This window comes from Agrobacterium sp. 22-223-1, from assembly GCF_053522385.1.
The window spans coordinates 63,360-82,836 of the sequence record NZ_JBNWCN010000005.1 but is presented as its reverse complement, the minus strand read 5'-3'; the positions used below and the strand labels follow the sequence as shown (position 1 = coordinate 82,836).

The following is a 19,477-nucleotide window of genomic DNA, read 5'->3' as shown; positions in this document are numbered from 1 at the left end:
ATTACAGTTCCTTTCGGATCAGAAGGATGGTGCCGTCGCTCTGGACGATGGCGTCAAACGGCGAGGTGACGATGGTCGAGGTTTCACGCTCGACGATAACCGCCGGACCGGTAACACGCTCGCCGACCTTGATCGCCGAGCGTTCCACGATGGCCGTTTTAAGGGGTGCTCCCGCGGCTGGATCGAACACATCGCGCGTGACGGGGGTGTCAATCGAGCTGCCGGCGGAGATCAGCCCATGGCGCTCACCACCGGGGCGCACATCCTGCGCCTTGACGGAGAATGTGACGAATTCGATTTCAGGCCCCTCCACTGCCCGGCCGAAGAACTGGGCATAGCGCGCCCTGAAATTCTCCTCGATCATGGCGCTGTCGGAAGCCTGGAAATGACGATCCGGCAGGCTGACCGGAATTTCCCAACCCTGGCCACGATAGCGCATGAACGCCACCACCTCACGGCTGATCTTGCCAGCCGTGCCGGCGCGCACGAAACCCTCGGCGGTCTCCTTGAGGTCGTCCAGCAGCGTGTTGAGCCGGACGGTATCGAAAGCCGACAGGCCCATGATCTGCGAGCCGACCGCCTCATAACCGAAGGGAGCCTTCAGGAAGCCGATCGCCGACCCGACACCGGCGCCCTGCGGGATGAGGCAGCGGTCGACGCCGAGCTTTTCGCAGAGCCGCGCGGCGTGCAGGGGTGCGGCACCGCCAAAGGCGATCATGGTGTTTTCCGAGATGTTCTTGCCGTTTTCAACCGCATGGACGCGGGCGGCATTGGCCATATTCTCATCCACCACCTCAACGATACCGAAAGCAGCCGAAAGCGGATCGAGCCTGAGCTTGTCGCCGACGTCGCGGGCTATCGCGACGGACGCCTTCGCGGTTGACAGCTTGATCTTGCCGCCAGCGAAATTGTCGGGATCGAGCTTGCCGAGAACAAGGTCGGCATCCGTGATTGCCGGCCGCTCGCCCCCACGCTGGTAACAGGCGGGACCCGGCTCGGACGCAGCCGATTCAGGCCCCGCCTGAATGCGTCCCATGGCATCGACCCAGGCGATCGAGCCGCCGCCAGCGCCAATCTCGATCATTTCAATGACCGGGATGGAGATCGGCATGCCTGATCCCTTGCAGAATCGGTAGGTGCGCGCAACCTCAAACGTCCGGGCGGTCTGCGGCTGGAAATCCTCGATGAGGCAGATCTTTGCCGTCGTCCCGCCCATATCGTAGGAGACCACCCGCTGAAGATCGAAGCGGCGCGCCACATCCGCTGCGAAAATCGCACCGCCAGCCGGGCCGGATTCGACCAGGCGCACGGGAAATTCGGCCGCCGTCTCTACCGAGACGAGGCCGCCGCCGGAATGGATCATGAAGACCGGGCAGGAGGCGCCCATTTCCTTGAGGCGGACCTGGAGGCGATTGAGATAGTCGGCCATTTGCGGGCGCACATAGGCGTTTGCACAAACAGTATTGAACCGTTCGAACTCGCGCATCTGCGGCGAAACCTCGCTGGAGATCGAGATCGGCAGAGCGAGTGTTCGGGCGAGAATTTCGCGGGCGCGGCGTTCATGGTCCGGGTTCATGTAGGAATGAATGAAGCCGATGGCGACGGCGCCGAAATCTTCCGCGGCGATCTGTCTGGCGATTTCCTCCAGCGCCTGCTCGTCCAGCGGCTGAAGTTCCGTACCCTGCGCCGAGATGCGGCCCTTGACCGGGAACCGGTCTTCCCGTGGAATGAGCGGTTTGGGCAGAACGAGATCGAGATCATATTGCTCGAAGCGGTTCTCCGTACGCATCTCGATAACGTCGCGAAAACCCTCGGTCGTCACCAGCGCGGTGCGCGCGCCACGACGCTCGATCAACGCGTTGGTGGCAAGCGTTGTACCGTGAATGATCAGCTCGATCTGCGAAATGGCGATACCAGCATCGCGGATGACGATGTCGATACCGTCCAGAATGGCCTGTTCGGGCGCTGAATAATTGGTCAGAACCTTGGTCGAATACAGCGTTCCACGCACGTCGAGGGCGATATCGGTGAACGTACCGCCGATATCTGCGCCGAGGCGGATGTCGTTTCCGATGGTCATGCGTTTTCCTTCTTGGCAAGCGCGGCCTGGCGCATTTCGGAAAGGGTCTGTCTCGGTGTCAAAGCTTCCGGCGAGATATCGAGATCGAGAAGCGCACCGGTTCTGGAGGAAAGCGCACGCTCGAAAGCTTCTGCGAAGTCAGCCGTCGCCGTCACCCGCTCGGCATGGAAACCATATGCTTTGGCAAGAGCGACAAAATCCGGATTGACCATTTCGGTTCCCGAGACGCGGGCCGGATAATGACGCTCCTGATGGGCGCGGATCGTGCCGTATATGCCGTTGTTCAGCAGAAGGATGATCGGCTGTGCTCCGTGTTGCAGGGCCGTTGCAAGTTCCTGGCAGTTCATCTGGAAATCACCGTCACCGGCAAAGCAGACGACTGTGCGCTCCGGGAAGGCAACCTTGGCGGCAATCGCCGCCGGTACGCCATAGCCCATCGCACCGGACTGCGGGGCGAGAAGCCGGGCCCTGGTGCCGAACCTGAAGAACTTGTTCGGCCAGACGGTGAAGTTGCCCGCGCCATTCGTCAGGATGACGTCTTCCGGCAATATCTCGTTGAGATAGGCTGTGACTTTGCCCATATCGACCGGCGACGGCAGATCCTTTAGGTTAAACCCTGCCTCGTAAGCAGCGCGGCCCTTCTTTCGCCACTCGGCCCATGGCCCCTTGACCGGTTCGAGCGCCGAGAGCGCTTCGGCAAAGGCATTCGGGCCGGCATGGATACCGAGTTCAGGCTGGTAGATCTTGCCGATCTCCAGATCGGAACCGTGCACGTGGATGATGCGCTGACGCGGCTGCGGGACGTCGAACAGCGTATATCCATCGGTGGAGTTTTCACCGAAGCGGTTATTGATCGCGAGGATCACATCCGCATCGCGCAGCAGTTCCTTCACCGACGCAACCATACCCACTCCGGCTTCGCCGCAGAAAGTGACGGAAGCGTTGTCATACTGGTCCTGATAGCGAAACACAGAAACGACCGGGATATCGGATGCTTCCGCAAAAGCCTGAAGGCGCTTGGCCGAACCTTCCTCCCAGTTACAGCCACCATAAAGAATGACGGGACGCCTGGCCTGCGACAGCAGCGTCACAAGGCGCTGCATGGCAAATTCCGAAGGCGCGGCCTCGATGATTTCGGCCGGGCCGGAAAGCGGCGCCTTTTCCGTCATTGACGTCAGCATGTCTTCCGGAAGGGCGATGACAACCGGGCCGGGACGGCCGGTAACCGCCATCGTCCAGGCGCGGGCGACGATTTCGGGAATGCGCTCGACCTGATCGATCTCGACGGCCCATTTCGCCACCGTTCCAAATGTGGCCTTGTAGTCTACTTCCTGAAAGGCTTCCCTGCCCTTCATGTCGGTGCCGACCTGGCCGACGAACAGGATCATCGGCGAGGAATCCTGCATGGCGGTGTGAACGCCGATCGAGGCATTGGTGGCTCCAGGGCCACGGGTGACGAAGCAGATGCCGGGCTGACCGGTCAGCTTGCCATAGGCGGCAGCCATGAAAGAGGCGCCTCCTTCATTGCGGCACACGACATAATCGAGCCTGCCGACCGTATCATGCAACGCGTCCAGCACGGCAAGATAACTCTCTCCCGGCACTCCGAAGCCTTTGCGCACACCGAGCGCCAACAGGCATTCGACCAAAAGCTGCCCACCATTACGTAACATTGCGCGTTCCCTGATGATTATGAGCGTCGGCTTTGTAGCGTAAAGGCGCCAGACCGACGGTTTCCAGATGTTCGAGAATAGAGGCGACCAGCGAATGAAACGGAGGTTTTTCGCAAATGATCGACTGTGCCGTAATGCCGACGTCGGCCAGTTCGCCTTGAAGGGCGTCCACAAATGCATCATTCGCGCCGGCTACGCTTCGCTCCAGGATCGACGGGCTTTCGCCGGAGTGAGGCGAAACCACAAACAGAGCGCCAAGCCCCTGCTCCTTCATCGCCGGCAGGACCAACCGCGTCAGATGAAACATTGCGGAGAGGTTCACTTCGAGAGCCATGTCTATGTCGGCTTCCTGAAGCTTCTCAAACGCCTTTTCGGTGGGCCACCGCAATGCGGCGTGCACGACGATATCGGGTTTCATACCCTCGACGATCACCCGCACCGCCTCACGATCGGTCAGATCGATCGCCATGGGAAGCACGCCGAAATCGCTGCGAAGCTCTTCCAGAACCAGCCTGTCGCGCCCAAGGGCGCAAGTTTCATAGCCGGCGCAAGCAAGTGCCGCCGCCACCGCACGGCCCGCCCCCCTTGTTGCTCCTGTTACAAGTGCCCTCGACATCGATCACCCTCATATTTGCAAAGATGATGACCACATCGCCGCACCGGCGAAATCAAGAAAATGAAAAACTTCGACAAGTAATGCTTGTTGCTGCGAGCATCCTTACTCCTGAAACTTGACCATCGTACCGCCGCCGGTCGCCTGGTCTGTCGGGAAAACCTCGATGCGTGCGACATCGACAAATACCGGAAGCTCAATCGCGTTGACGATGATCGATGAAACGTGCTCCGGCTGAACAGGACGATAGCCGTCATAAAGCAGCGTGCGGGCAGAGTTTCCTGCCATTGCCGTCCGGTAGAGGTCCGTTTGGACCCGTCCCGGCACCACTTCGGTTACCCTGACAGACGTCCCCAGAAGATCGCATCGCAGGTTGTCGCAGAAGAGGCTGAGACCCGCCTTCGATGGGCCGTAGGCGCCCATATTCGGATATGGCGCCTGACCGCCGCTTGAGCCGATGTAAACCAGATGACCGCGCCTGCGCTCAACCATGCCCGGCAGGAGCGCCCGTGTGAGATGCATCGGCGCCTTGAGATTGACATCGATCATCGCGTCGATCTCGGCGGGATCGATCTCGTGGAACGTCGCACGGGTGGAGAGGATGCCCGCATTGTTGACAAGAACGTCGATCTCTACGCCCTTGACGGCATCTGCGATCCTTTCCGTCTCCCGCACATCCGCCTGAACCGCGATGACACCTTTTTCAGAGGACAGTTCATCGAGCTGTTCCCGGTTGCGGCCGATTGCATAGACCGTCAGGCCGCGCCGGGCGAGTTCAAGCACTGCGGCCTTGCCGATGCCGCTAGTCGCCCCTGTGACGACGGCGTTGCGATAGACGTCAAACATAGATGTAGCCCCCGCTGATGACGACGTTCTCGCCAGTCGCGTAGGTATTGCGGCTTGACGCCATCATGACGATCCATTCGGCCATTTCGACAGGCTCTGCGGCGCGACCCAACGCACTCGCTTTCGCAAGCTCGGGAAGAAAGCCGAGTTCCTTGGCGCGATCCGTGGCAAAACCCGCAGGTGCAACGGAATTGACGAGGATCTGATCTTTTGCGACTTCCGCAGCGAAGGATTTGGTGAGGCTGATGACTGCCGCTTTTGTTGCTGCATAGTGAGCGTTTTGAGGGTGCGCTTTAAAAGCATCGACAGACGTCACGTTGACAATACGGCCAGTCACTTCCGGCGCATTGACGTGCTGGCGCATATGAAGAATGGCCGCCACCATCATATGATACGTGCCCTTGACGTTGATCGCGTTTTCCAGATCCCATTCCTCGTCGGTGATTTCAAGGATCGGTTTGCGTGGATAGATCGCCGCGCTGTTGATCAGGCAATGTACCCTGCCCAGCCTCTCCGCAATCTCGTTGAAGCCACGGTGAGCGGTCTCGGATCTGGCGATATCAGCAACCGACGTTGCGACTTCCACACCGAGGGCCCGCAAAGTCTCCGCCGAAGACGCGAGCAATTCCGCATTTCTATCGATGAGGCCAATCCTGGCAACGCCGTGAGACGCCATGAGCTTTGCCGTCGTCAGGCCAAGACCCGAAGCTCCGCCAACGATGACTGCTGTTTGATCTTTCACGTTCCACCTCTCTATTTCAGTTGCGCCACCTTATTTGTATGTTATCACTTATATGCCAAGTTAATCCAACCTCAAGTAAATTTTTCTGCGAAAACTCATGATCCCAAGGCTGCAGACGAGTGGCGCCCCTCGTGCCGATACCGCCGGTTTTTTTGAACGTCTCGTAGAGGCAGGGTTTTCCGGCAACGCCGATGCCGGTGCTGCAACGCGCACCGTTTTTTCGACGGACAATTCCATCTACCAGGTGGAGCCGTCGGCCGTGGTGTTTCCCAAGGATGTCGAGGACATAAAAATCCTCATGCACGTCCTTTCCGAAGCACGCTTCGAAACAATGCAGGTCGTCGCGCGCGGGGGCGGCACGGGAACGAATGGCCAGTCTCTGACAACCGGGCTCGTCGTTGACTGTTCGCGGCACATGAACAGAATACTCGAAATCGACCCGGCGCGCAGGATCGCCCGCGTGGAGGCCGGCGTCGTCAAGGACCAGCTCAACGTCGCGCTCAGGGAACACGGCCTTTTCTTCGCTCCGGAACTGTCCACGTCCAATCGAGCGACAATAGGCGGCATGGTATCGACCGATGCGTGCGGTCAGGGCTCATGCCTCTACGGGAAAACGAGCAATCATGTCCTCGGGCTCAGAGTGATCCTGAGTGACGCAACCGACTGGTGGTCCCACCCGCTCGATGACGCTTCGCTCGCCAAAATCATGGCCCGCACGGATCGCATTGGGCAGATCCATCGTACAATCGACCGCATCGCGCGGGATGACGGCGCCAGGATCGCAGAGGTTTTTCCCCGGCTCAACCGCTACATGACGGGATACGACCTGGCGCATATCCGTCGCGACGACGGACGCTTCGATCTCAATGCCGTCCTCTGCGGATCCGAGGGCACGCTGGCTGTCATCGCCGAGATCGAACTCAACCTGCTGCCAATTCCAGAGCATTCGGCGCTCGTCAATGTTCGTTACGCCGATTTCAACGCCGCCCTGGAAGACGCCCGGCGCCTCACCGCGCTTAACGTAGCCTCGGTCGAGACCATCGACGAGAAGGTGCTGGGCTTGGCGAAAGGCGACATTGTCTGGAGCGGCATTGCCAGATTTTTTCCCGATGATGGAGAGCACTCAACCAACGGCATCAATATCGTTGAGGTGCTGGCCGACAATCCGGCGGAGTTGCGCCTGAAAGTCGAAGCGGTGACGTCTGCATTGCAGGGTGAGGCCGAAATTCGCAGCAAGGGCCACACCATCGCTTCGGCTGCTGCCGATATCGAGGCGATCTGGAACATGCGCAAGCGGGCCGTTGGCCTTCTGGGCAATGTGGATGGGCCGGTTCGTCCCGTTGCGTTCGTCGAAGACACAGCGGTTCCTCCAGCCAACCTCGCCGCCTACATCAGAGAGTTTCGTGCGCTGCTCGATGGGGCCGGCCTTTCCTACGGCATGTTCGGCCACGTCGACGCCGGGGTCCTTCACGTTCGGCCAGCCCTTGACCTGACGCGTAAGAACCATGTGCCGCTCATTCGCGAGATTACCGACGCCGTCGTTGCCCTCACACGCAAGCATGGCGGCGTTCTTTGGGGCGAACACGGAAAGGGCGTCAGATCCGAATATGTTCCCGAGTTCTTCGGCGACCTTTATCCGCGTCTACAGGAAATCAAACGGGCGTTCGATCCGGCCAACCGCCTCAACCCCGGCAAGATTGCAACGCCTGACAATGAACCGCTTCTGAAGATCGACGATGTGCCCCTGCGGGGCTCCGTTGACAGGGAGATTGGCAATAACATCCGCGCCGCCTTCGACAATGCCGCATACTGCAATGGAAACGGTGCGTGTTTCGATTTCGATGCGACGAGCCCGATGTGTCCGTCCTACAAAGCGACCCGGAACCGTATCTACTCGCCCAAAGGTCGCGCTGCATTGATGCGGGAATGGCTGCGGCTTCTCGCCGAACGGGGCGTCGACCCGAGGAGGGAAGCTGAAAGACTAAGCAAATCTGGAAAGGCTCTGGCATTTGTCAGGCGCATGTTCAACACGCTCAATCCGGCCAATCGTTCCGACTTCTCGCATGAAGTGCGGGAAGCCATGGATACCTGTCTTGCCTGCAAGGCATGCGCGGGCCAGTGCCCGGTAAAGGTCAGCGTGCCTGCTTTCCGCTCGAAGTTTCTGAACCTTTATTACGGCCGGTACCTGCGGCCTTTGAAGGATCCGCTGGTCGCCAGCATCGAGAGCACCTTGCCGCTCATGGCCAGGTTGGGCTCGCTTTATAATCTGCTGGTTTGCAGTTCACCCGGCCGGGCCGTGATGAGGCTGGCAGGTCTCACAGCGCTTCCCGGCCTGGCGTCCTCGCCGCTCCCGCGACTGGCAGCGCGTATGGGAGTCGAAATCGCAAGGCCGGACAGGATCGAGTCGTTGCCTCCGGATCAACGAGAGCGCGTCGTCATTTTCGTGCCTGACGCCTTCACAGCCCATTTTGATCCGTCCGTGGGCGTTGCCGCGATAGAGGTTGCGCGATTGCTCGACTTGATCCCGTTCATCGCACCGCCCCTGACGAACGGCAAGGCGCTGCATGTCCACGGTTACCTCGACCGATTCAGAAAGGCCGCTTCGAAAACCTCGGGCGAACTTCAACGGCTTGCTGCAACCGGCGTTCCGCTGGTTGGTCTCGATCCGTCCATGACGCTCGCTTTCCGCAGCGAATACAGGGAACTGTACGGTGTGAACACGTCAACGCATGTGCTCCTTCCACAGGAATGGTTGGCGGATATCACCAAGCTGAGAGATACGGCGGGAGTGACCCGGAGTGGCCGGCAATTCAGACTGTTGCCGCACTGCACGGAGCGCACCAATACGCCCTCCTCGTCGATGCAGTGGAAAGAGGTTTTCAACGCCTTCGGCATGGATCTGCAAATCGCAAACACAGGCTGCTGCGGCATGGCGGGAACCTTCGGACATGAAGTGCGCAACCGCGACATATCCGAAAAACTATATGGGATGAGCTGGTCTGCCGAAGTCGCGCGTTCCGACGATATGGTTACGATGGCAACGGGCTATTCATGCCGCTCTCAGGTGAAGGAAATCGATCGGAGGCGGCTCCCGCATCCCCTGGAGACGCTGTCGGATGCCTTAAAAACGATGCGTCGCAAAGTGGAATGATATGTGATATGTGATATGTGTTAAATTTAACCGATAGGTGAGCAGGGGCATCCATTGTCGATCATTACGCAACGCGGCAATCTGGCGGAAATCGTTGTTGCAAAGCTCAACGAGCGCATCGACTCAGGCCTTTATTCCGCAGGAGAAAAGATACCATCCAGCGCCCAGCTTTGCGAGGAGTTCGGCGTATCGCGTACGGTCATTCGCGAAGCGCTTATGTCGCTCAAAGTTTCCGGCAGGGTCATAGCACGCCAGGGCGCAGGCGTGTTTGTCACAGACAAAGACGCAAAGACACTGAACTTTGAGATCAGCCGGATAGAAGACATTCGTTCAGCAATGCAGATTCTCGAATTGCGGCTTGGCGTCGAAATGCAGGCGGCAGCTCTCGCTGCAACGCGCCGAACGCCGGAGGCGCTGGCAGAGATCGCACGAGCCTACGATCACCTCGAAGCGCTTGAAACTGAAAGCGCTGAAATCGAGGCACGCGCCGATTTCGAATTCCACCTTGCGATTGCGCGGGCCACACGCAACCCGCACTTTCCAAGCTTTCTGGAAGCAGTGATGGAGAATATCAACTTCGAACTGGTGTTCAAACATCGCCAGTCATCGCGCGCCTACCAGACCTATCTCAAAAAAATCAACAAAGAGCACGCGTCCATATTGTCAGCAATCACTCAGGGCGACGCCAAAGGCGCCAAGAATGCAATCGCAGCCCATCTTGAGGAAAGCCTCAATCGATATCGTGCATTGCTGGACGAGCCGGCAAGCAGCGAAGCTGCGGAGTAATTGGGGCGAGGCGTGTTTCTGGATAGCCAAACCAAAGAGGACTGGGGCAAAGAACGACTCGGCCAACTCGAGGCCGCGAAACTCTTGCCCGGCTCGAGAGACTGACGGAAAACTTGCTGGCCAAAAGCATCGAAGACGAAGAGCATCCCTAGAATCGGCAGCAAACCTTTTGTGCGACGCAGCCCCGCGAGCCGTTGAGGGCCGAGTTCATTGCAGGGAGATCGAACACCCGCCGGATCGATTCAGGGTCATACAAAGTTTGAGTTGACCCTCCTGGATGGTGAGGCGACACTTGAAAGCCGAAACAGGGGGGGAAACGATGGATCAGCCACAACGATGGCGCCATATGGCAAGCGCGCCGAAAAACGGAGATCGGATTCTCATCACGATACGGTCGTCCGAACAAGGGCCGTCCCAGGTAGACCTTGCGTATTGGTCGAAGGGCGACCACTACGGTTCAGAAGGCTGGCGCGCTTCGGACTCTTCGCCGGGGCGGATCATCGAATACTCGGAGCCGGAATTGAAGTGCTGGATGCCTATGCCCTCAGCCAATATCGATGGCCTTACGATGCCCGCTCCCTGGGAAGGCGAGGACGCCCGGGAGCTTGATGGGTCTGGGATCTGAGGTTCCCTTCGGACAGGGCCTGGGCCATGGACATCCTCGGCGTTAGAACGAAAGCATTGCTTCCCGCCATACGTGCCGAATGATGTTGGCCTGCCTTCCGCGAAACGTATCGTCGCCATAGACGGTTTTGAGGAGATGCAAGGGATCAGCGGTCACGACGGTTTTTATCCGAGAGGAACCCGAAGCACGCATCCCATATAGAGTTCCTCACGAATAGGGATGGCCGAAGTCTTCGGGCCGTGCGCAGCGTCGATTATTTGCTCTGCGAAACGGGGCCGAAGACGTCGGTCCTCTCATCTGGTTCGACAACCAATATAACAACCGCTCAACGGGCCCTTAGAAAACGATAACCCTCATTGAAATCATTGGTATATATTCGGTCCGTCGCCACAAAGGGCACAGTTCTGCGATAATCTTCAAACAGCGCTTTTGTTCCCGCTCCCAACTGCCCGGGCTTGCGCAGATCAACAGCTTGCGCGGCATGTAGCAACTGTATCGAGGACATCCAGTAGAGGTTATCCAGAATTCGGTCGAGATTGGCGACCGAAAGCGGTGCGTGACTGTCCAGATCCTCGATATTTCCTGCCATCGCAATCGAGCCGACGGGAGCCTGCGCGCCGATCTGCTGGTTTTCGGCCAGAAGCGCGACGAGTGGTTTCTGGATCGCGCCAAACGCATGTCCTTGATTGGTTTCAGCAGCAAGGAATCGCGAAAGATGCGTCAAATCCGGGTTCTCGAAGCGGATCGTCTGCATCGTAATGGCCTGTGACAGACGCACCAGCGCCGTGTTCAGAGCCTCAACCCTTGAGGCCACCGGCAGCATCTCAAAACCTGCACTCGGATAGATCGCTCCCGATACTTCGCCCTCGATAAAATACTGCGAGACCTGTCCGGAAGCCTTGTCGTCCGAGGCTCCCGCAACTACGCCCGGATTGTCATCACTGTGATTGATCTGGATTTCCAGCGCCCTGGTCAGATCCCGCATCGCAACTTCGGCTCCGCCAAGCACATAGGCCATGGTGCGATAAGACAGCGGGTCCTGCAGTGCCCGATCCTTCGCGGGTGACCAGAGATAGCTGCCTTCAAGGGCAGAGCGAACCATCAGTGCCCCGGATGTATTTTCGGCAAAGGGGCGCAGCTCGTTCGTCGCCGCGAGGAAAGGGGCGACATTGCCGTTAAAACCTTCCAGTGCCAAACCAAAGACAACGGCTTCCTTTTCGAGATAACCCGCCGTGTCGTGCGCCAGCAGGGCAGCCTGCCCGGCGGTCAGCGCATTCGTGCTGAGGATCGAAAGGAAATCCTTGCCAACCGGCTCGAGCGGAGCGATGCCGGCGTCAGTCAGGGCGCGCGCTGCGGGAATGCGCTTGCCTTTCATGAAGACCTCCCCCTCGCCGACCATCGCCAGACCGATATGGGAGGCAAGGGTGATATCCGCCTCTCCAACAGAACCGCGTGAAGGAACGACCGGGGTGATCCCCTGCTCCAGAAACTGTCGATACATTTCCGCGACAGCGCTCTGAACGCCGGTTCGGCCGGTTGCAATTTGGTTTAGACGGATCGCCATGCCCGCCCTCACGGCCTCGACCGCCATCGGCTCACCCACGCCTGCGCCATGCGCGCGCAGAGATGTCGAATTGAAGGCGCGTGACAGTTTCAGCAGATCGTCGTCCAGCACGCGCTTGCCGTCCTTCATCGCAAAAACTGGGCGATCCTTGTTCCAGCCAACGCCGACCGTCAGGCCGTAGACCGCCTTACCTTGCAGGGCGGCCTCCATCACCAGATCGAAGCCTTCGGCGATCCGTTTGCCCGCGCTCTCGGTGAGAGTAATTTTGGCGCTGTCGTCCCGCGCCAGGCCGACGACCTGTTCCACGGTCAGGTTTTGACCGTCGATGGACCAATGTTCCGCCCGTGCGTTTGAAGCAGCAAGCCCGGCGATCGCAAAAGCTGTGACAATGGAGAAGCGATGAATAGTCCCGTTTTTAACAGACATGATGTTCCCTTGAGTTGGTTATTATTATGCCGTCATGTTTGCAGCACTGTCCGGTGTCGAAACGGCTTCGCTTCGACTGGAAACTTCCAGACATGACGGGTGGAGCAATTGGGCGAGCTGGGCCTTGAGCGGCCCATCTCCTTTAGTTCGTGGAATACGGCTTCGGCAGGATCAGGACCGCTATCAGCGATATGAATGCGGCGGCCATGACGTAAAATCCGGGCGCGTGATAACCGATGCCCGTGCTGCCAAGCCAGGTCAGCGTCGCCGGGGCAAATCCTCCGAAGATCGTCACGGCGGCATTGTAGGCCAATGACATGCCGGTGGTGCGGATATTCGTCGGGAAAACCTCGGACAGGGTTGCAGGTGCGACCCCGACATATCCCGAGACCATGATGCAGAAGAGGCTTTGCACGATGATGAGCGTCGTCAGCGTTGGCGAAGATTGCAGCCACCAGATCAGGGGATAGACCGCGACCAGCATCGCGCCGGCGGCAATGGTAAGCATCAAGCGCCGACCGATCCTGTCCGAAATGCTGCCGGCGCTGACGCAACCGACCGCGAGGAAGACGTTGCCAATCAGCGATGCCGTAAACGCCTCCGAAGGGCTGAAACCGAAAGCACGCTGAACGAAGATCGGCATGTAGATGATCAGCACATAAACGCAGACCGCCCACAGGATCGAGAAAGCGAAGCCTTTGATCAGATGGCCGAAATAGTCCGAGAAGACGAGCTTCAGGGGTGTTTTGGCGGACTGGTTCTCGAGACTTGCCTGTTCGGCCTGAAAAGCCGGCGTTTCGTCCAGCGTCTTGCGCAGCCACAGGCCCACCGGCGCGATCAATACGCCAATGAAGAACGGGATCCGCCAGCCCCAGTCTCCGATCTCCTGCTCCGTCAGAAGCGAGGTAACCGCAAAGGCGACGAGTGCCCCCATGATGTTGGAAATCGCCATGCTTGCCTGCAGCCAGGAAGCATATTTGCCTTTTTTGTCAGCGGGCGCATGTTCGACAAGAAAGGCGGCTGCTCCGCCGATTTCTCCACCGGCGGAGAAGCCCTGAAGCACTCGTCCGGCAAGGATCATGAGCGGCGCTCCCACACCAATCGCGGCATAAGTCGGCGCCACCGCGATCAACAGGGTGCCCGCCGCCATGATCATGATGGTCAGGAACAGTGCGGCCTTTCGGCCAGCCTTGTCGCCATAGACCCCGATCACGATGGCTCCCAGGGGACGGATCACGAAGCCTAGCCCAAAAGCGAGAAAGGCTTTCACGAGTTCGACTGTATGATCGCCGCCGGGAAAGAAATTATGGGCGATGTAGATTGCAAACAGCGCATAGACGGTGAAGTCATACCATTCCAGGGCATTGCCTATCGATGCTGCTGCAACGGCGCGCTCCGGTGATGACCGTCTGGCCGGTGTCACTGACAAATTTTGATATGTTTTTTCCATTATTGTCCCCTCTTGGCCTGCCGGTGCCGGCAGGCGATGTTGATTGGTGATCGTAATTTTCCGCCCTTCGTGGCGATTGATGGCGTCTCCTCGCTTTGACCTGTCAGATCTGCACGTGATTTATGCCCTTGCTGGCAATTTCATCCTGTGCCTCGGCATAGCCCGCATCCGCGTAACGGATGACGCCGAGCCCCGTATCGTTATCGAGCGATTGCGAGAGCCGGTCGTCAGCCGCATTGGTGCCATCAGCGACGATCGTGACCCCTGCCGAGGTCATGAAACCCGCATAACCCCCGCCGCCGGAGTGAAGCGCGACGAGGTCGGCGCGCGAAGCGCAGAGCAACATCGCGTCGAGAAGCGGCCAGTCGGCGATGGCGTCCGAACCGTCGAGCATGTTCTCCGTCATGATGTTCGGATGCGCCATGCCGGCTGAATCGAGGTGATCGCGAGAGAAGGCAACCGGCCCCTTCAATTCGCCCGAAGCGACCAGACCGTTGACCCGCCGTGCGAGTGCGCTTCGTTCGCCATGGCCGAGCCAGGCGATGCGCGCCGGCAGCCCCTCGAACGGAACATGCTTGCGCGCCAGCGAAATCCAGTTGGTAACGATCTTGTTGTCCGGAAACATCTCCAGCACCAGCTCGTCTATCCGCCCAATGTCCGAGGTCTCGCCCGACAGGGCCATCCAGCGGAAGGGACCAATCGCCCGGCAAAACAGCGGGCGCAGATAGGCTTCGGTGAAGACCGGAATGTCGAAGGCGTCAGCAACGCCGCCGGCCTGCGCCTGCGTGCGGATCAGGTTGCCATTGTCGAAAACCTCCGAGCCGGCCCGCTGGAATTCCAGCATGGCTGTTACCTGTTTGGCAATCGACGCCCTGCCGGCCTCGATCAGCTCATCCGGGTTCTGGCTGCGCAGGCGGCGCACCCGGTCCAGATCGTAACCGATTGGAATATAGCCATAAACGAGATCGTGGGCGGAGGTCTGGTCGGTCACGATATCCGGAATGATCCCCCGCGCGGCTATTTCGGGATAGATTTCCGCTGCATTGCCGACAAGGCCGACGGACAGCGCCTCACCCTTCGCGCGGGCCTCTTCAATCCGTGCCAGTGCGCTATCGAGATCATCGGCAATCTCGTCGAGATAGCCGATATCCTTGCGGGTGCGGGCCCGTTCCGGATTGATCTCCACGCACAGGATGGCCGCGCCCGCCATGCGGCCGGCAAGCGGCTGCGCGCCTCCCATGCCGCCAAGGCCCGCGGTCAATACGAAACGCCCGTTGAGCGTACCGCCGAAGCGGCGTTCGGCAATACGCATGAAGATTTCATAGGTGCCCTGAATGACGCCCTGCGAGCCGATATATTGCCATGCCCCCGCAGTCAGGCCGCCCCAGCATATGAGGCCCTTGCGTTCGAGAGCATAAAAATTCTCGGCCTTGGCCCATTGGCCGACCATGTTGCAATTGGCCATAATGACCATCGGGGCCTCAGTCGAAGTCTTCATCAAGCCGACCGGCTTTCCCGACTGGATGACAAGCGTCTGATCCTCATCCATGGTCGTCAATGCGCGTACGATGGCATCATATGCGGCCTTGTTGCGCGCCGCCTTCCCGAGTGCTGCGTATACGACGAGATTTTCCGGGTCTTCACCGACAGCCAGCACGTTTTCCATAAGGCGCAGCAGGGCTTCCTGCCGCCAGCCCTTCGCGCGAAGGTCCGGGCCTGAAGGGATCGGGAAGCCGGGATTGCGGGGATTCTCTCTCGGCATCTTCAGGCCTCCAATGCGTAGTCGGTCAGGTTGATGCCCATGACCTTTTCGGGGTGGACATAAATCGCCGGGTCCATCAGGCCCGCGCCGATCGGAATGAGGGTCTTTGGGACATGCAGCAGGTGGATCTTCATGCCGACCTTCAGCTCGCCGACAGACAGCGGCTCAATCTCCTGCGACAATGTGGTGATGACATCCGGAAAGGTCGCAAGGCGACGACCATCGACCGCATCGACGGCCATGTATTCGTTCATCACATGCAGGGTCAGCGCCCCTTCGCCCCTGCCGATGGTAACGGTACCGACGTCGAAAGCCTCATTCGTATAATGGACATCCTTCGCGGTGATCTCTCCCTCGATCATGATCCTGCCGCCCGTGGTCGCAAGGATCGCATCGAGGACTGCCGCATGCCCTCGAGGCTCGGCGGCGAGGATTGCATGGCCAAGTTCCAGCGCCTTGGAAATTCCGCCGAGTGCCGCATTCTTCGCGACGTAACCGGCGCGAACCGGGTTGCGGGCCGAGGCAATGAAACCGCCGGACATGTCGGAGGCAGTGCGCAGGATAGGAGAGATCCGGCCGGTTGCGCCGCGCGTTACAAGCTCGATATAGCGGTTCTGATCGCGATTTCCGCCGACGGCCGTCTGGATCGACTGGTCCGGTTTTCCAGCCATGCCGATCGCGCCCATATCGCCGGTCGGATGGGCGCGCATGTCACCCACCGCGTCCAGTACCTTGCAGCCGAGGATAGCCGAAGGCAGCCATGCATTGAGGGTCGAGGACTTGCCGTTCTGCCCGATCATCAGGGCCGCGACCTTCGCACCAAGCTCATCCTGCAAAAGCTGCACGGCCTTGACATAATCAACGCCCCGCATTTCCCAGGGCGTGGTGGAGGCAGGCGCGCCGATGGCGGCAGCCGTCGCCACCCATTCGTCTTCGTTCAATTCGTTAATCGAGACGAGTTCCGGCGCACCGGCGTTCACCGCGGCGTAGCCCAGCATCCGTCCATGGTGGACCCAGCCGCCGCCGCCGGCCGCATAGACCGCGCCTCCCCGCACTGCGGGTTCCACATCTTTTTCCGTCAGAATTCTGGCCACCTTCAGCCCTCCCTTTTTCTGTCCAATTCCATAATCGTGTTTGCCAGAACTTCAGCCGCCAGAGCGAGGTCGGCCGCATCGGCCCACTCTTCCGGGCAATGGGAACGGCCGTCGCGGCATGGAACGAAGAGCATCGCCGAAGGGCACAGCCGTGCCATGAACGCCGCATCATGGCCCGCACCCGACACCATCTTGCGATAGGGCGTGTCCAGCCGGTCTGCGGCCTTTGCCAGCATCTCCTGCAATCCATCATCCATCTGCACGCCGGGATTGCCGGAAATCAGCCGCGCTTCGATCGTATTTTCACCGTCCGCATCAAGTCCGGTCAGCCAGGACACGAACGCCTCCTTGTCCTCCGCCCGCTCGGCGCGGATATCGACCAGCATGCGGACCCGCCCCGGCACCACATTGGCGGCGTTGGGGGAAATTTCGAACTCGCCCACGGTTGCGGTAAAATGCCCGGGACCACCGGAAAGCTCCGTCGCGTACCGCTCGATCTCACTCACGATCCGCGCCGCAGCGACAAGGGCATCCGCGCGCAACCCCATCGGGGTCGTGCCGGCATGATCGGGACGACCCTTAACCTCGATCTCGACGCGATTGATGCCGACAATGGTCGTCACCACCCCAAGCGCAATCTTTTCCCGTTCGAGAACCGGCCCCTGCTCGATGTGTAGTTCCAGAAAGGCCTTCAGGTCATCAGCCAAGGGAGCTTCAAGACTTTCCGGCTTGCCGCCCACGTCACGTATGGCGGTCGCCAGATCGCGCCCGTCACTGATACGCCTCAGCCAGTCCTGCGGCAGAACGCCCGCCATCGCTCGCGAACCGATGCAGGAAACGCCAAAAATGGAGACTTCTTCAGCAAGAAAATCGACGACGGCCAAGTTGTGCCGCAAGGCAACACCGCGCCGTGAGAGAATGCGTGCGACCTCCAATGCAACGACGACACCGGCAACACCATCAAAACGTCCGCCGTCCGGCACAGTGTCGGAATGCGAACCCAGCATGATCGTTCCGGCCTGCGGCTCGGTGCCTTCGCGGCGGCCGATCAGGTTCCCGCCCGCATCCGTCGAGACATTCAATCCTTCACCCAGGAAACGCCGACGAAGATAGTCGCGCCCTTCATCGAAACGGGGCGAGAAGGCGCGACGGGTCCAGGGACGTTCCGGATCGGTGATCTGCGCCAGTGCGTCGAGATCCGTTTCTATGTCCTTTATCGACGCGTCGAGATTGCGGCGCATCACAACAGCACCTTGCGCAGACCAAGTGTTTCGGGCGGCCGCACGAAAATGCCGGTTCCCGGCGCAGCCAGCACGTTCTCACCGTCGAAGACCATCTCGCCTCGCCGCCAGGTGGCTGCAACCGTCCAGGGCAGTTCCATGCCGTGATAAGGCGACCACCCCGCAATGGAATGAGGACTGCTGGCCGCGTCATACACCACGGGCCGATCGACAAGCACCATGACGTCGGCGTCACGCCCGACCTGCAGCCCGCCTTTCTGGTGGTCCAGACGAAAATGTCTGGCCGGATTTTCGGCCATAAGCCGGGCCGCCCACACCAGCGGTACACCGCGTGCGATCGCGCCCTTGACGAAAAGTGGCACCATCACCTCCAGCCCCGGGACGCCGGAGGCATTTTTCAGCATATCGGGATTGGTCTTGCGGTCCTCGCTCCAGCTCACATGATCGGTAGACACCATCGACACCCGCCCTTCCGCCAGATGGCGCCAGATCGCCTCCACTTCTTTGCGGGCGCGTATCGGCGGGTTGATCTTGGCCTTGCCGCCAAGCCGCGCGACGTCGTTCTCCTCATCCAGAACAAGGTAGTGAATGCAGCATTCGACGGAGGAATACCGGCCGTTCCTGCGATACATCTCGGCGATCTCGTAGCCGCGACTGACGGAGCAATGGACGACATGCGCCGGGCAATCTGTCTCGGCGCCAGTTTCATAAATCTGCAGCATCGCCAGCGTTTCGGCCAGTTCTGGACGCGAAAGGCCGTGCGCGCGCCAATCGGTGATGCCGGATGCCTCCACCTCGGAAATCGCGGCGCGGACATAGGCGTCGTCCTCATTGTGCACGCCTGCGGCGAGCCCGGTCTTTGCAATCTCGGCGAAACAGGCGCGAAGCAGCGCGGGTGGGATACGCGGAAAGCGTTGAGGATCCGTGCCGAAAGTCGAGAACTTGTAGGCGCAAACTCCCGCCGCCGCCTGTTCGGCAATGCGGGCGGCCCCCTCTTGCGGATCGACAGTGCCATAAAGCGCGACATCGATGCGCGCCTCTTCGTCGATCATCGCGACCTTGCGCCTGACGGCCTCGGCGGAACACACAAGATTGCCCTCATCATAGGGCATGTCCACGATTGTCGTGACGCCGCCCGCCGCCGCCGCACGGGTCGAGGCCGCAAAACCTTCCGCCCCCTTCTGCGACAGCGAATGCACCTGTGCGTCTATGGCGCCAGGCAATAGGATGCCGGTGCCGAAATCATGATTTTCTCTTCCAGCCGGCGCGGGGCCTTCTCCGATGAGTGCCGTTTTCCCGTCGCGAATGGCCACGAAACCTCGAGAAATCTCGCGGTCGGTCAGAATGACTCGCCCCGCCAAAACCGTATCGAAATCCGCCATGTCGTCCTCCTGTCATATTTCGACTATGAGGCACAATTAAAT

Annotated in this window: 14 protein-coding genes; 3 read left to right on the top strand and 11 right to left on the bottom strand. The window is 59.7% G+C overall.

The window, feature by feature from the left end; genetic code table 11:
- Position 1 precedes the first annotated feature (1 nt).
- The 5 genes from ACQZ60_RS19665 to ACQZ60_RS19645 all read right to left on the bottom strand — a co-directional run bounded on the left by ACQZ60_RS19665 (position 2) and on the right by ACQZ60_RS19645 (position 5,954).
- Positions 2 to 2,080: a hydantoinase/oxoprolinase family protein gene (locus ACQZ60_RS19665; RefSeq protein WP_448735940.1), complete on the bottom strand. Its 2,079-nt coding sequence runs from the start codon at positions 2,078 to 2,080 to the stop codon at positions 2 to 4.
- Positions 2,077 to 3,753, bottom strand: coding sequence for a thiamine pyrophosphate-binding protein (locus ACQZ60_RS19660; RefSeq protein ID WP_059757537.1), 1,677 nt, complete (start codon positions 3,751 to 3,753; stop codon positions 2,077 to 2,079). The genes ACQZ60_RS19665 and ACQZ60_RS19660 overlap by 4 nt, the downstream gene beginning before the upstream one ends.
- Positions 3,743 to 4,369 carry an SDR family NAD(P)-dependent oxidoreductase gene (locus ACQZ60_RS19655; protein WP_080853775.1) on the bottom strand — a complete coding sequence of 209 codons (627 nt, stop codon included), beginning with the start codon at positions 4,367 to 4,369 and terminating at the stop codon, positions 3,743 to 3,745. Before ACQZ60_RS19655 ends, ACQZ60_RS19660 begins: the two co-directional genes overlap by 11 nt.
- A gap of 102 nt (positions 4,370 to 4,471) precedes the next feature.
- A complete protein-coding gene (locus tag ACQZ60_RS19650; protein WP_448735939.1) occupies positions 4,472 to 5,212 on the bottom strand; it encodes an SDR family oxidoreductase in 741 nt (246 codons plus the stop codon).
- Entirely contained in the window at positions 5,205 to 5,954 is a 750-nt protein-coding gene (locus tag ACQZ60_RS19645) for an SDR family NAD(P)-dependent oxidoreductase (RefSeq protein WP_448735938.1), read from the bottom strand. Before ACQZ60_RS19645 ends, ACQZ60_RS19650 begins: the two co-directional genes overlap by 8 nt.
- 97 nt (positions 5,955 to 6,051) lie before the next feature.
- Here ACQZ60_RS19645 and ydiJ point away from each other — a divergent pair, with 97 nt between their 5' ends.
- The 3 genes from ydiJ to ACQZ60_RS19630 all read left to right on the top strand — a co-directional run bounded on the left by ydiJ (position 6,052) and on the right by ACQZ60_RS19630 (position 10,516).
- Positions 6,052 to 9,105, top strand: a complete 3,054-nt coding sequence (ydiJ, locus tag ACQZ60_RS19640) for a D-2-hydroxyglutarate dehydrogenase YdiJ (RefSeq protein WP_448735937.1) — start codon at positions 6,052 to 6,054, stop codon at positions 9,103 to 9,105.
- Between the two features lie 54 nt (positions 9,106 to 9,159).
- Positions 9,160 to 9,891: a FadR/GntR family transcriptional regulator gene (locus ACQZ60_RS19635; RefSeq protein WP_020812717.1), complete on the top strand. Its 732-nt coding sequence runs from the start codon at positions 9,160 to 9,162 to the stop codon at positions 9,889 to 9,891.
- Between the two features lie 319 nt (positions 9,892 to 10,210).
- Positions 10,211 to 10,516: a hypothetical protein gene (locus tag ACQZ60_RS19630; RefSeq protein ID WP_448735936.1), complete on the top strand. Its 306-nt coding sequence runs from the start codon at positions 10,211 to 10,213 to the stop codon at positions 10,514 to 10,516.
- A 325-nt stretch (positions 10,517 to 10,841) separates the two neighbouring features.
- Here ACQZ60_RS19630 and ACQZ60_RS19625 read toward each other — a convergent pair whose 3' ends face one another.
- From ACQZ60_RS19625 to ACQZ60_RS19600, 6 genes are all read right to left on the bottom strand, one after another.
- Positions 10,842 to 12,506: an HAL/PAL/TAL family ammonia-lyase gene (locus ACQZ60_RS19625; protein ID WP_448735935.1), complete on the bottom strand. Its 1,665-nt coding sequence runs from the start codon at positions 12,504 to 12,506 to the stop codon at positions 10,842 to 10,844.
- Between the two features lie 142 nt (positions 12,507 to 12,648).
- On the bottom strand, positions 12,649 to 13,956 hold the full coding sequence (locus ACQZ60_RS19620; protein WP_020812720.1) for an MFS transporter: 1,308 nt from the start codon (positions 13,954 to 13,956) through the stop codon (positions 12,649 to 12,651).
- A 103-nt stretch (positions 13,957 to 14,059) separates the two neighbouring features.
- Positions 14,060 to 15,718 (bottom strand): urocanate hydratase, encoded by a 1,659-nt coding sequence (locus ACQZ60_RS19615; protein WP_020812721.1) that lies wholly within the window; start codon positions 15,716 to 15,718, stop codon positions 14,060 to 14,062.
- 2 nt (positions 15,719 to 15,720) lie between these two features.
- Positions 15,721 to 16,812: a DUF917 domain-containing protein gene (locus ACQZ60_RS19610; RefSeq protein ID WP_020812722.1), complete on the bottom strand. Its 1,092-nt coding sequence runs from the start codon at positions 16,810 to 16,812 to the stop codon at positions 15,721 to 15,723.
- Between the two features lie 2 nt (positions 16,813 to 16,814).
- Positions 16,815 to 18,053: a Zn-dependent hydrolase gene (locus ACQZ60_RS19605; protein ID WP_020812723.1), complete on the bottom strand. Its 1,239-nt coding sequence runs from the start codon at positions 18,051 to 18,053 to the stop codon at positions 16,815 to 16,817.
- Positions 18,053 to 19,435, bottom strand: coding sequence for a dihydroorotase (locus ACQZ60_RS19600; protein ID WP_020812724.1), 1,383 nt, complete (start codon positions 19,433 to 19,435; stop codon positions 18,053 to 18,055). The genes ACQZ60_RS19605 and ACQZ60_RS19600 overlap by 1 nt, the downstream gene beginning before the upstream one ends.
- Between the last annotated feature and the right edge of the window lie 42 nt (positions 19,436 to 19,477).

Excerpts from the sequence above, each read along its gene's own strand:
- ACQZ60_RS19665 (WP_448735940.1), bottom strand. The coding sequence starts at position 2,080 with ATGACCATCGGAAACGACATCCGCCTCGGCGCAGATATCGGCGGTACG.
- ACQZ60_RS19660 (WP_059757537.1), bottom strand. The coding sequence starts at position 3,753 with ATGTTACGTAATGGTGGGCAGCTTTTGGTCGAATGCCTGTTGGCGCTC.
- ACQZ60_RS19655 (WP_080853775.1), bottom strand. The coding sequence starts at position 4,369 with ATGTCGAGGGCACTTGTAACAGGAGCAACAAGGGGGGCGGGCCGTGCG.
- ACQZ60_RS19650 (WP_448735939.1), bottom strand. The coding sequence starts at position 5,212 with ATGTTTGACGTCTATCGCAACGCCGTCGTCACAGGGGCGACTAGCGGC.
- ydiJ (WP_448735937.1), top strand. The coding sequence starts at position 6,052 with ATGATCCCAAGGCTGCAGACGAGTGGCGCCCCTCGTGCCGATACCGCC.
- ACQZ60_RS19630 (WP_448735936.1), top strand. The coding sequence starts at position 10,211 with ATGGATCAGCCACAACGATGGCGCCATATGGCAAGCGCGCCGAAAAAC.
- ACQZ60_RS19625 (WP_448735935.1), bottom strand. The coding sequence starts at position 12,506 with ATGTCTGTTAAAAACGGGACTATTCATCGCTTCTCCATTGTCACAGCT.
- ACQZ60_RS19620 (WP_020812720.1), bottom strand. The coding sequence starts at position 13,956 with ATGGAAAAAACATATCAAAATTTGTCAGTGACACCGGCCAGACGGTCA.
- ACQZ60_RS19615 (WP_020812721.1), bottom strand. The coding sequence starts at position 15,718 with ATGCCGAGAGAGAATCCCCGCAATCCCGGCTTCCCGATCCCTTCAGGC.
- ACQZ60_RS19605 (WP_020812723.1), bottom strand. The coding sequence starts at position 18,053 with ATGCGCCGCAATCTCGACGCGTCGATAAAGGACATAGAAACGGATCTC.
- ACQZ60_RS19600 (WP_020812724.1), bottom strand. The coding sequence starts at position 19,435 with ATGGCGGATTTCGATACGGTTTTGGCGGGGCGAGTCATTCTGACCGAC.